Origin of the sequence: Paenibacillus sp. HW567 (genome assembly GCF_000374185.1) — a bacterium.
In the GTDB taxonomy this organism is placed as follows: Bacteria; Bacillota; Bacilli; order Paenibacillales; family Paenibacillaceae; genus Paenibacillus_AQ.
In genome coordinates, this window is the sequence record NZ_KB910518.1 from 1,039,518 (window position 1) to 1,051,838 (window position 12,321).

Genomic DNA, 12,321 nt, shown 5'->3' on the forward strand with positions numbered 1-12,321 from the left:
GGGGACTGTCTTCATGGCCTCAAAGCAGCCAACAAAATTAAGCGGATTTGTATACAGCAACAACGGCTGGAAGTATAGCGCGGCTACGCGCTATGCTCTTTTCCTGTTACTCGCGCTTGTTTTCTACTTCAGCCTGTCATCTGACCTGGTGCCCAAAAAGTATGATATCAAAGAGGGGACCCACAGCGCCAAGGAGATCACAGCCCCCAAGAAAATCCTGGACACCAAAGCTACGCTGAAGGCTCAGGAAGCAGCGGCTGAGAATGTGACCAACCGTTATACGATCATTCCTCTTAGGGCGGATAATCTGATAACCTCTTTACTGGACCGGATTGACCGGCTGAACCAGGATGATTTAATCTCGCAGAGCGACAAGACCGCCATATACCGGGAGGAAATCCCCCAGCGTGCCAATGATTTTATCTTGAATTTCGTGGCCTCCAGCCGGAGTGCCGGGACTTATTCCGATACGCTGCTGGACGAGATGCAGAAGGTCATCAAGGACCAGACCTATGTTATTCCGGAAGAGACTTATATCAAAATACCGCGACTGACCTCTCAGGACATCATTGAGATGAAGCCGGTTGCCCGTGATATCGTTACCAAGCTGATGAATGACCAGATTATGGAAGCTCAAACAGCCCGCGCCAAGGTGGCGGAGCAGGTGAGCGTCAGCTCGCTGAGCCAGCGTACCGCCCGTGAGGTGGTTCAGGAGCTGGTGCGGCTGGTCATTACCAGCAATAAGTTCAGTGACGAGGTAGCTACCAAGGAAGCAAAGGTGCAGGCCCGCGAGAACACACCCGATGTGTATATTGAGCAGGGAGAGCCGCTTGTCGCCAAGGGCGAGCTGATCACTCCAGAGCTGTATGCTCTCCTCGACGAAAATGGCCTGCTGAGCAACGAGGTCAACTACTGGCCGCAATTCGGCCTGCTGATGCTCTCTGCACTGCTGTCCTTCGGCCTGTTGACGTTCATCCGCTATACGGGTGGAACATCGGGCTTCAAGTATAATAATTCCCAGTTGCTGATGCTGGTTCTGGTATTTGTAATTACGATAATCACGTTGAAGCTGGCTGCATTCCTGCAGGGGGATGCCCGGTCTTATGCCGGTTTCCTGGCCCCGGTAGCGATTGGCGCGATGCTGATCACCATGCTGCTGGATATGACCCTGGCCTATTTCTGCTCCATTTTGTTCTGCGTTCTTTCTAGTATTATTCTGAATGTGCAGCAGAATACCATTTTTGATTTCAAATTCGGCTTCTTTGCCCTTATCGTTTGCTATGTTTCCATCTTTGCCACCCACCGCGCCGGGCAGCGTTCTACGCTCCTTAAGGGCGGAATTATGGTATCTCTGTTCGGCTGCGTGTCGGTCTTTATGCTGACTGTACTCGGCGGAGGCAACTGGAACGAGACGCTGACTCTATACGCCATCGGTCTTTCTTTTGCCAGCGGATTGCTGACTGCTGTCTTGGTTATCGGGCTGATGCCCTTCTTCGAGGCTTCCTTTGGGATACTGTCAGCGCTGAAGCTGGTGGAGCTGTCGAACCCCAACCACCCTCTGCTGCGCAAGCTGCTCACTGAAACGCCGGGAACCTATCATCACAGCGTGATGGTCGGCAACCTGTCGGAAGCGGCGGCAGAGGCGATTGGTGCGGATGGCCTGCTCTGCCGGGTGGGCTCGTATTATCATGATATCGGCAAGACGAAACGGCCTTTTTATTTCATAGAGAACCAGAACAATATGGAGAATCCGCATGATTCGATAGAACCGATGCTCAGTAAGTCGATCATTGTGGCCCATGCCCGGGACGGGGTGGAGATGCAGAAGGAGTACAAGCTGCCGAAGCCGATCCGCGACATTGCCGAGCAGCATCACGGCACGACGTTCCTGCATTATTTTTATCATAAGGCGTTGACGCTGGCTGAAGAAAAAGGCGCTGAGCCCGACTTCACCGAAGAGGATTTCCGGTATCCCGGACCGAAGGCGCAGTCTAAGGAAGCAGCCGTAGTCGGAATCGCCGACAGCGTGGAAGCGGCGGTTCGTTCACTCCGCAAGCCTACCGTGGAGCAGGTGGAGACGATGATTGAGAAAATCATCAAGAGCCGGCTGGACGATCATCAATTCGACGAGTGCGATCTGACGATCAAGGAGCTGGATATCATTGCCCGGACGCTGAAAGAAACGGTAATGGGCATTTTTCATTCACGGATTGAATATCCCGAGGATGTGAAGAAACCGAAAAAAGAGGAAGGGGCTATCACAACATGAGCCTTGCAATCGTATGGAGCAATGAACAGGAAGAACATCATATAAGCGATGAGTTGATCGCCCTTCTGGAGAGTATTCTGCAAAAAGCGGGAGAAGCCGAAGGGATTGACGAAGGCGAAGTGGATCTTACGTTTGTCAACAATGAGCGCATCCATGAGCTTAATCTGGAGTACCGGGGAATTGACCGTCCGACAGACGTGCTTTCTTTTGCCATGAATGAATCCGGTGAAGATGAGCTTGAGATTATTTACGAGCTCGAAGACGGTGAAGAACTGGAAGATATGCCTTATGTGCTGGGAGACATTATTATTTCGGTTACCCGGGCCCAGGAGCAGGCTCTGGAATATGGGCATTCCCTGGAACGGGAGCTTGGATTCCTGTTTGTTCACGGGTTCCTGCATCTGCTGGGCTACGATCATCAGGATGCTGACTCTGAAGCGGAGATGATGGCGAAGCAGGAGCAAGTGCTGGCTCAGGTCGGGTTGACTCGCTAATGGTCAAGAATACAGCAGTGGGCCACAAAAAATTCTGGCACTCCTTTCGGTTTGCGGCGCACGGCATTGCCTCGGCGTTCAAATCCGAGCTGAATATGAAGGTGCATTGCGGCATGGCTGTACTCGTGCTTGCCGCCGCCGCCATCTTCAGGCTTCCGCCGCCCAGGTGGATGCTGCTGCTGCTCGCTATAACACTCGTTCTGACCGCCGAGCTGCTGAATACGGCGATTGAAGCGACGATTGATCTGGTCTCGCCGGAGATTCATCCCCTGGCCAAGACCGCCAAGGATACCGCCGCAGGCGCTGTACTGCTCACGGCGGTGTTTGCCGTCATTACCGGAATCTATGTTTTTTATCATCCCGTGATGGACTGGATCACCGGACTTATGTCATAATCAGTTTACAACTTCAGCTTGTGGAGAGGCGGACCTGCGTTTTGCACTCCGTCTTTAATTGTCTTTACGCGCCGAAGCAAGTTTTGTACGAAGTAAATCGAAGAAGTATCATGCTAACAAAACTAAGCGTATGCTTTCGGAGCGAGTTTTATTGCGTAGCTTTTTTAAGAAGCATAGCTTCATATAAACTAAGCTTATGCTTCCGAAGCAAGTTTTGTACGAAGTAAATCGAAGAAGTATCATGCTAACAAAACTCGAAGGAGGACAACTATGGATTCTGCTCTACTTCTACAAGAAGCGATCAAAGCACGGGCGAATGCCTATATACCCTACTCCCGTTTTGGCGTAGGCGCAGCGTTGCTGGACCAGGACGGCCATATTCATCACGGCTGCAATGTGGAGAATGCCGCTTTCGGCCCGACGAACTGTGCTGAGCGGACAGCCATGTTCCGCGCGATTGCGGACGGGCACAAGGCCGGATCGTTCAAGGCAATTGCCGTTATTGCCGATACCGATGGCCCGGTATCTCCTTGCGGTGTGTGCCGCCAAGTAATGGTGGAGCTGTGCCCTCCTGATATGAAGGTTATTCTCGGCAACCTGAAGGGTGACATCCAGGAGACCACCGTTCGTGAGCTTTTGCCAGGCGCGTTTGGTCCGGCTGATCTGGAGCAGGGACAGGCTCCTGAGTGAATCGGAATTACTTGGGTGAATAGTTTGAACTCTGCTGATGCTCACATATGCTGACTGACTTAATTGTATTTCGTACAGTTAAATCACAAATTATTAGGCTATAAGAGTATTTAATTGCAGTTTCTGCAGTTATATTGGCTAATTGCTGCAAAAACAGCCCCTATTGCTAAAAATAACTGCACGAAATACAGCTAAACCAGCAAAGTTGCAGATTCAAGCCGAAATAACTGTACAAAATACAATTAAGTAAGGATTGCCGCGACTGTGGTGCTACTGTGTCTTTAACCAATTTAGATTTTTCACCACAGTCAAGCGTGTTCCCGCAGGGGACGTAAGCGCTCCACCCGCCAAAACTTTTCTCCCATGCGCCGAAAGCCACATTCACGCCCATTTCCGGGTGTCCAGAGGGCCGGGGCCCTTGGGGTCCCCCTTGGCTAAGGGGGATTTAGGGGGATCGAAAAAGCTTTTGCAAAAGGTTAGACTCATGAATTTAGGAAGGAAGATCATATGAAATTCAAATCAGGGTTTGTCGCCATTATCGGCAGACCGAACGTAGGCAAATCGACACTTATGAACCAGGTGATCGGACAGAAGATCGCCATCATGTCGGATAAGCCGCAGACAACCAGAAACAAAATTCACGGTGTCTACACCGCGAACAATTCACAGATTGTATTTCTGGACACACCGGGTATTCACAAAAGACAGTCGAAGCTCGGCGATTACATGAATCAGACGGCGATGAGCACCCTGCATGAGGTGGAAGCGGTGCTGTTCCTCGTGGATGCATCTGAAGGTATGGGCGGCGGTGACCGCTACATTGCTGAGCAGTTGAACGAAGTCAAGACACCGGTCATTCTGGTGATGAACAAAATTGACAAAATTGAGCCGGAAGCGCTGCTTCCGCTGATTACCGAATACAACAAGCTGCATAAATTTGCGGAGATTGTGCCGATTTCGGCCAAGCTGGGCAGCAATGTGAACACGCTGCTGGACCAGGTGGTGAAGTATCTGCCGGAAGGCCCGCAGTATTATCCTGACGACCAGATTACCGATCACCCGGAACAGTTCGTCTGCGCTGAGCTGATCCGCGAGAAGATTCTGCATCTGACCCGCGAAGAGGTGCCGCATTCCATCGCGGTAGCCATCGAGGACATGCGCGTGGAGGAGAACGGCGTTGTGCATGTGTCTGCGGTGATTTTTGTTGAGCGCGATTCCCAGAAAGGGATCATTATCGGCAAGCAGGGCGCAATGCTCAAGGAAGTCGGCAGACGGGCGCGCACGGATATCGAGAATCTGCTGGGTTCGAAGATTTTTCTGGAGCTATGGGTAAAAGTGAAAAAAGACTGGCGCAATCAGGAACGCGTTCTGCGTGATTTGGGCTTCCACAAGGATCTTTAACCTCTGCATCCTCAGCTTCTTGAACAATAAGGCTGCATCGGCTTCCCGCCAGTAATCATCCGGATTGTCCCGCTTCTGCTTGGCAGGAATTGCAAGGATAGATCCTGGCCTATCGCACATCCTATTTCTGAAGAGACATCGTGTTTCCGAAGAAAGGATGAATACGAATGCGAGATTTTTCGTGGAAGTATTTTGCAATGACTGGAGATGTCGATGCTTATCTGCTGTACAAAGAAGCTGTAGGCCCGCTTGAGAGCAGCGGCACGCTGCTTGCGGAGGAAGAGAAGGCCCTTGATGAAGAAGCGCAATAAGGACTGGTTGCTTGCCGAGTGGTTGGGGGAAGAGGCATGTTATACAGGGTGGAAGGGATCGTCATCCGCAGCATGGACTACGGTGAGGGGAACGCGATCATTACGCTTTGCACCGAGAACGCCGGTAAAGTAGGCGTTCTTGTGCGTGGTGCCAAAAAGGTCAAAAGCCGCCATGCTGCCCTGATCCAGCCGTTCACCGTTGGTGAATTTGTGTTTTTCCGCAACAATGGAGGGCTTGGAACACTGAATGCCGGTGAAATAACGAAGTCCCACCATTCGCTGCGTGAGGATTTGGTAAAGGCGGCGTATGCTTCCTATGCCTGCGAGCTGCTTGACCGTGTGCTGCATGATGAGGAGACCGGCAGCTTCTGGTTTCGCCAGCTCGCAGCCTGCTTGAATGCGCTGGAGGAAGACAAGGAACCCGGTGTCATCAACAATGTTTTTGAGATGAAAATTTTACAGGCCGCAGGCTACGGTCCCCAGCTTGATGCCTGTATCATCTGCGGCCAGGAGAAGCCCGACGGGGAACTGCGGTTAAGCCCCCGCCTTGGCGGGGTGCTCTGCCGCAGTTGCAGACATAATGACCCTCCGGCGATGGAGGTGTCTCCCCGTACGCTCAAGCTGCTGCGTTTGTTCGCCGCGCTTGATCTGACACGGCTTGGCAGCGTCGATGTGAAGGAAGAGACCCGGGCTGAACTGAAGATAATTATGCGGGCCTTTATGGACCATCAACTGGGTCTGAAGCTGAAATCGCAGAATTTCCTGGATCAGCTCGATAAATACAATATTTGACGAAATGCAAATTATCCGTTACTATAGGTACAGTTTCTTTTTATAGTTGCGCCGTGGTGACTCCTAACCTGGAGAAACGTGCAGCGATCGGGAAAGTAATGAACACCATTGTCGCTTAAGCGAGCCGGGGAGAGTGGAAGCCTGGCGGGACAACGTTCATGAACATGGCACCCGGGAGCACGGGAAGCGGCTGAATGAAAGTGGATCTCGTCATTTACTGACGGAATCAAGTAGGGTGGAACCGCGGGAGTATATTTTAGACTCTCGTCCCTATGTCTGTATAACAGGCATGGGGGCGGGAGTTTTTTTGCCGTGTGGTGAGGACGTGAAAGAGTATGCGCCTGGCACTGCAGGGATAGAAGAAGCCGCCTCCATCGCGCAGCAGCACCAAGATTCATGGCAAAAGGCGAAGATTAACTTGTAAAAGCGAAGGAGACGGTAGTATGAATTTTCAGCAGATGATTTTGACGCTGCAGCAGTTCTGGTCCGCCCAGAATTGTATTCTCGTCCAGCCGTATGATACGGAAAAAGGCGCGGGAACGATGAATCCCATGACATTCCTGCGTTCGCTCGGACCCGAGCCGTGGAAGGTTGCTTATGTTGAGCCTTCACGCCGCCCGTCAGACGGACGTTACGGAGAGAACCCGAACCGCTTGTACCAGCATCATCAGTTTCAGGTCATTATCAAACCTTCACCGGACAATATTCAGGAGCTGTATCTGGAAAGTCTGAAGGCGCTTGGCGTGGACCCGCTGCTGCATGATATCCGTTTTGTCGAAGACAACTGGGAGAATCCTTCGCTGGGCTGCGCAGGTCTTGGCTGGGAGGTATGGCTCGACGGTATGGAAATTACCCAGTTCACTTATTTCCAGCAGGTCGGCGGAATTGAGACCCATCCGGTAGCCGTGGAAATCACATACGGGATGGAGCGGCTGGCTTCCTACATCCAGGACAAGGAAAATGTATTTGACCTGGAATGGGTGGACGGCATGACCTACGGCGATGTTTTTCACCAGCCTGAGGTGGAGCACTCGACCTATACTTTTGAAGTATCGGATGTCAAAATGCTGTTCTCGCTCTTCAACACCTACGAAGAAGAAGCACGCAGAGCGATGGAGCGCCATCTGGTATTCCCGGCTTACGACTATGTGCTGAAGTGCTCGCATACCTTCAACCTTCTGGATGCGCGCGGAGCAATCAGTGTGACCGAACGGACAGGCTTTATTACAAGAGTGCGCAATCTTGCCCGTACCGTAGCGGCGACATATCTTGAGGAACGCGAGAAGCTCGGCTTCCCGCTGCTGAAGAAAGAAGGTGCTGACCGTGTCTAAGGATCTATTGTTCGAGATTGGTCTGGAAGAAATACCTGCGCGGTTTATCCGTGCGGCGATGGAGCAGTTGAAGGACAGAACGGAGAAGTGGCTGGAAAGCTCACGCATCACCCATAGCGGAGTGAACGCCTATGCTACGCCGCGCCGTCTAACGGTACTGGTGAAGGAGGCTGCCGAAAGACAAGAAGATATCAGCGAAGAAGTAAAAGGCCCGTCGCGCAAAATCGCCCTGGATGCCAGCGGCGAATGGAGTAAAGCGGCGCTCGGGTTCGCCCGCAGTCAAGGAGTGTCACCGGAGCAATTCACATTCAAAGAGCTGGCTGGAGTGGAATATATCTATGCCACTAAGAACAGTGACGGCGTAGAAACCTCCACCCTTCTATCGGAGGGACTGCACGGAATCGTCAGTTCAATGACTTTTCCGAAAAATATGCGCTGGGGAGCCTATGACTTCAAGTTTGTGCGTCCGATCCGCTGGCTGGTTGCTCTATTCGGCCAAGAGATTATAGAACTGGAAATCACCGGAGTTAAAGCTGGCAACGCCAGCCGGGGCCACCGGTTCCTGGGGACGGAAGCGGTCATTGCCGAGCCGGCGAAGTATGTGGAAACCATGAGCACCCAGCATGTGCTTGTGGATGTGAAGGAACGCGAAGAGCTGATTCTGAACCAGATCAACAAGCTGGCTGCAGACAAAAGCTGGACAATCGGGATCAAGGAAGATCTGCTGGAAGAGGTATTGTTTCTGGTGGAAACTCCAACGGTACTGTTCGGCACCTTCGATCCTTCATTCCTCAATATTCCGCAGGAGGTGCTGATCACCTCAATGCGGGAGCATCAGCGCTATTTCCCGGTCTTTGACGCGTCGGGCAAGCTGTTGCCGTTCTTCGTCACTGTGCGCAACGGGAATGCGGAATCGCTGGACGTCATCGCCAAAGGGAACGAGAAGGTGCTGCGCGCCCGCTTGTCGGATGCGAAGTTCTTTTACGAAGAGGATCAGAAGCTGCAGATCAGCGATGCGCTGGCGAAGCTGGAAACTATTGTGTATCACGAAGAACTGGGCAGTGTGGGAGACAAGGTCCGCCGGATACGGGCAATTTCCGATCGTTTGGCCGTAAAGCTTGCACTGTCCGGGACTACAGCAGATGAGGTAAGCCGGACCGCCGATATTTGCAAATTCGATCTGGTTATGCAGATGGTCTATGAATTTCCTGAGCTGCAAGGCACGATGGGTGAGGATTATGCGCGTAAAGCCGGTGAGGCTGAGCATGTGGCAAAAGGGATTTTTGAGCACTATCAGCCGCGTTTTGCCGGAGACGCCGTTCCTTCAACAGAAGCGGGTCTGGTAGTCAGCATTGCCGATAAAATCGACACGATTGTGGGCTGCTTTTCCATCGGCATTATTCCGACAGGCTCTCAGGACCCTTACGCGCTTCGCCGCCAGGCGGCAGGCATTGTACAGATGGTGCTTGAGCATAAACTCCCGATCACGCTGCAGGAAATTTTCGACACAGCGGTAGAGGTTCACGAAAATTTACGTGCAGAGAAACATTTTGCCGCTGACCTGCGTATTAACCTGTACGAATTCTTCGGCTTGCGCGTTAAACGCCTGTTATCCGACAATGTCCGTTATGATGTTGTGGATGCGGTTATTGCTGCAGGCTTTGATGATATCGTGGATGCGGTAGGCAGAAGCCGTGCGCTTATGGATACTGTGAACGGGCAGGCTGATTTTAAAATCACTGTCGATTCGCTGACCCGGGTCAGCAATTTGGCAGCCAAAGCAGACAATGGTGTTGCCGTGGAGCCGTCCTTGCTGAAGGAAGAAGCCGAGCGGAAGCTATATGAAATCTGGCAAGCTATTCACACGCCTTATCAGGCAGCCATGAATGCCAGAAATGCAGCGGAAGCTCTGAAGATTCTGTCGGGACTGAAGGATGCTGTTACCGGATTCTTCGATTCCGTAATGGTTATGGCTGAAGACGAGCAGATCCGTACGAACCGTCTGGCGCTGCTGGCCGGCATTGATGCCGACTCCAAGGCCTTTGCCGATTTTGGCAAGCTGGTGTGGTAGATTCCCGCTGATACGGGTTATAGGATGCGGTCTGACCCGGAAAAAGTACAAATTTGTGCAGCTTATGGTATAGAACGTTGGTTTAGGGTATAAATATACGGAACGGTGCCAATGCGTAGGTTGACATCCGTTCCGTATTTATGCTTTACAAAGAAGGATTTCTGTCTCTCAAAGCGTATATATATTACACGGGAAATTGGTGATGTCATGGAGAGGTCCCAGGGAAGAACGATAGTGGTCGATGGGGATGCTTGTCCGGTCAAACAAGAGATTATTGCTGTTGCCCGAAGCTTCGGCATACCGGTAATTATGGTCTCTTCGTTCGATCATGTGCTGAAGGCTGAAGAAGGTGTCTCGGTGGTCCAGGTGGAACGGGGAGCCGACAGCGCTGATCTGTATATTGCCAATCATATTTCTGCGGGAGATATAGTCATTACGCAGGATTATGGCCTTGCTGCACTGGCACTCGCCAAACGCTGCAAGGTGCTTTCGAACCGCGGACAGGAGTATGAGGATTCCAAAATGGATTTTATGCTGGAGGGCAGGCATGCCAGAGCGGTTGAACGAAGGAGAGGCCATTATTCCAAAGGGCCAAAAGCGATTACCGCCGAGGAAAAAAATTATTTTCAACATAAACTGACAAAACTTTTAACCCTTTTGCAGGAGAATGTCCAGCTATAGCGAATTATATTTATTTGTTAAGAGATGAAGGTGGCTAAAATTGGCTAACGGACAAGGTAATATTCCGGAAGAGGTTATCGAAAGCGTGCTGGCGCGGCATGATATTGTCGATACAGTCGGTAAGGTTGTCCATTTGTCCAAGCAGGGGAAATATTTATGGGGCCTCTGCCCGTTCCATTCGGAGAAAACCCCTTCCTTCACGGTGACCCCTGAACGGGGGGTCTTTCATTGCTTTGGCTGCGGTATGGGTGGAAATGCCATCAAATTCAGGATGGAAATCGAAGGATTATCCTTCCCCGAAGCAGTCAGAATAATGGCGGAAGAAAGCGATATCCCTGTTCCCGAGGGAAAAGGGGGGTTCCTGTCTCCTCCTGATCCGGAGCGTGACCGTCTCATTCAGGCGTACGAGCTGTCTGCGAAGTTCTATCATTTTCTGCTGAAGAATACGGAATACGGCACTGCCGCAATGGATTATTTAAGAACCCGTAATTTCAGCGACAAAATGATTGACCAGTTCCAGATCGGCTATGCGCCGGACCGCTGGGACACACTGCTGCAGTTCCTGGAGAAACGGGGGTTTGATCTCGCTGAGATGGAGAAGGGCGGGCTTTTGTCTGCCAGGGGCGAAGGCAAAGGGTATCTTGACCGCTTCCGCGGACGGGTTATATTTCCGATTGCGAACCGTACGGGTAAGGTCATTGCCTTTGCAGGAAGAATTCTCGGAGACGGGCAGCCGAAATATTTGAATTCCCCCGAGAGCAGATTGTTTAACAAGAGCCGGATTCTGTACAATTTGCACCAGTCCAAAGCATCCATCCGCAAAACGCGGCAAATCGTCCTTTTTGAAGGATACGGCGATGTCATTTCGGCTTGGGAAGCAGGTGTGCATAACGGTGTGGCTACTATGGGAACATCACTTACCGATGGACATGTGGTGCTGATGAAAAGCCTGGGCGACGAAATTGTTCTGGCCTATGATGGCGACAAGGCGGGACAAGCCGCAGCGATGAAGGCCATTCCGATGCTGGAAGACAACGGCCTGCGTGTAAAGGTCGCCGTGCTTCCAAGCGGACTGGACCCCGATGAATTCATCTCCCGGCATGGCGGAGAGCGGTTCAAGGATCAGGTAATGGACTCAGCGGTTTCATCCATAAAATTTAAGCTTATATATCTGAAAAAAAACCATATACTCCTAGAGGAAGACGGCAAAATCGCCTACGTCAAGGAGGCGCTGGAGATTATCGCCACGCTGCATTCCTCCACAGAGCGAGAGGTATACCTGAGGGAAATCGCCTCCGAGCTGGATCTGTCATATGATAGCTTAAAGCAGGACTGCAATTTACTTCGGGCGTCAATGCAAAAAAACATCCCTGAAGGGGATAATAACGACAAAAGGTGGAATAATGGTAGGCATAAAAAAGGGCAGGTGCAAGCACCAACGTTGCTGCCCGCTTATCATGCTGCGGAACGGCGACTTCTGTCCTTAATGATTCAGGACCCTGAAGCCGCTGCTTATGTGGGAGAACGCCTCGGCGAAGAGTTCAACATTGATGATCATGCGGCCATTGCCGCTTATCTATATGCCTATTACGCGCAAGGCAAGCCCCCCGGCATCAGCCGGTTTTTATCATCGCTTCAGGATGACCGTCTGGAAAAAACCGCAACAGCAATTTCCATGATGGACACTCCTCCGGATTGGAATACTCAGGTCTTGGACGATTGTATCCGTGAAGTGCGGAAATACCCCGTTCAGCGCGGGATGGAACAGAAACGCGAAGAGATGATTCAGGCTGAGAAGTCGGGCGACTTTTTGCGTGCGGCACAAATAGCAAGTGAGATTATTGCCCTAGAGAGACAATGAGCGTTGACAGGATGTACCTAGGGAG

General features: G+C 51.5%; 10 protein-coding genes and 1 pseudogene. All 11 read left to right on the forward strand.

The features are described 5' to 3' along the window. Positions 1-13 precede the first annotated feature (13 nt). The 11 genes and pseudogenes from B212_RS0104615 to dnaG all read left to right on the forward strand — a co-directional run bounded on the left by B212_RS0104615 (position 14) and on the right by dnaG (position 12,296). Positions 14-2,269, forward strand: a complete 2,256-nt coding sequence (locus tag B212_RS0104615) for an HD family phosphohydrolase (RefSeq protein WP_019909249.1) — start codon at positions 14-16, stop codon at positions 2,267-2,269. Next, positions 2,266-2,763, forward strand: a complete 498-nt coding sequence (ybeY, locus tag B212_RS0104620; RefSeq protein WP_019909250.1) for an rRNA maturation RNase YbeY — start codon at positions 2,266-2,268, stop codon at positions 2,761-2,763. The genes B212_RS0104615 and ybeY overlap by 4 nt, the downstream gene beginning before the upstream one ends. Next, on the forward strand, positions 2,763-3,158 hold the full coding sequence (locus B212_RS0104625; protein ID WP_019909251.1) for a diacylglycerol kinase family protein: 396 nt from the start codon (positions 2,763-2,765) through the stop codon (positions 3,156-3,158). The genes ybeY and B212_RS0104625 overlap by 1 nt, the downstream gene beginning before the upstream one ends. A 240-nt stretch (positions 3,159-3,398) precedes the next feature. Further along, positions 3,399-3,848 (forward strand): annotated as a pseudogene (locus B212_RS0104630) (cytidine deaminase); the annotation flags it as partial. Positions 3,849-4,355: 507 nt separating this feature from the next. Beyond that, positions 4,356-5,249 (forward strand): GTPase Era, encoded by an 894-nt coding sequence (gene era, locus B212_RS0104635; protein ID WP_019909255.1) that lies wholly within the window; start codon positions 4,356-4,358, stop codon positions 5,247-5,249. Between the two features lie 167 nt (positions 5,250-5,416). Beyond that, on the forward strand, positions 5,417-5,560 hold the full coding sequence (locus B212_RS33685; RefSeq protein ID WP_019909256.1) for a YqzL family protein: 144 nt from the start codon (positions 5,417-5,419) through the stop codon (positions 5,558-5,560). Between the two features lie 36 nt (positions 5,561-5,596). Beyond that, complete coding sequence (gene recO / locus B212_RS0104645; RefSeq protein ID WP_019909257.1) at positions 5,597-6,352, forward strand: DNA repair protein RecO; 756 nt, start codon at positions 5,597-5,599, stop codon at positions 6,350-6,352. A gap of 443 nt (positions 6,353-6,795) precedes the next feature. Then, on the forward strand, positions 6,796-7,683 hold the full coding sequence (gene glyQ / locus B212_RS0104655; RefSeq protein ID WP_019909259.1) for a glycine--tRNA ligase subunit alpha: 888 nt from the start codon (positions 6,796-6,798) through the stop codon (positions 7,681-7,683). Next, positions 7,676-9,754 carry a glycine--tRNA ligase subunit beta gene (glyS, locus tag B212_RS0104660; RefSeq protein ID WP_019909260.1) on the forward strand — a complete coding sequence of 693 codons (2,079 nt, stop codon included), beginning with the start codon at positions 7,676-7,678 and terminating at the stop codon, positions 9,752-9,754. The genes glyQ and glyS overlap by 8 nt, the downstream gene beginning before the upstream one ends. A 207-nt stretch (positions 9,755-9,961) precedes the next feature. Continuing rightward, positions 9,962-10,435, forward strand: a complete 474-nt coding sequence (locus tag B212_RS0104665) for a YaiI/YqxD family protein (protein WP_028530607.1) — start codon at positions 9,962-9,964, stop codon at positions 10,433-10,435. Positions 10,436-10,475: 40 nt separating this feature from the next. Further along, on the forward strand, positions 10,476-12,296 hold the full coding sequence (gene dnaG, locus B212_RS0104670) for a DNA primase (protein WP_019909262.1): 1,821 nt from the start codon (positions 10,476-10,478) through the stop codon (positions 12,294-12,296). Positions 12,297-12,321: the final 25 nt, after the last annotated feature.

Bases quoted from the DNA above. Each gene is read 5' to 3' on its own strand.
- B212_RS0104615 (WP_019909249.1), top strand. From the start codon at position 14: ATGGCCTCAAAGCAGCCAACAAAATTAAGCGGATTTGTATACAGCAAC.
- ybeY (WP_019909250.1), top strand. From the start codon at position 2,266: ATGAGCCTTGCAATCGTATGGAGCAATGAACAGGAAGAACATCATATA.
- B212_RS0104625 (WP_019909251.1), top strand. From the start codon at position 2,763: ATGGTCAAGAATACAGCAGTGGGCCACAAAAAATTCTGGCACTCCTTT.
- era (WP_019909255.1), top strand. From the start codon at position 4,356: ATGAAATTCAAATCAGGGTTTGTCGCCATTATCGGCAGACCGAACGTA.
- B212_RS33685 (WP_019909256.1), top strand. From the start codon at position 5,417: ATGCGAGATTTTTCGTGGAAGTATTTTGCAATGACTGGAGATGTCGAT.
- recO (WP_019909257.1), top strand. From the start codon at position 5,597: ATGTTATACAGGGTGGAAGGGATCGTCATCCGCAGCATGGACTACGGT.
- glyQ (WP_019909259.1), top strand. From the start codon at position 6,796: ATGAATTTTCAGCAGATGATTTTGACGCTGCAGCAGTTCTGGTCCGCC.
- B212_RS0104665 (WP_028530607.1), top strand. From the start codon at position 9,962: ATGGAGAGGTCCCAGGGAAGAACGATAGTGGTCGATGGGGATGCTTGT.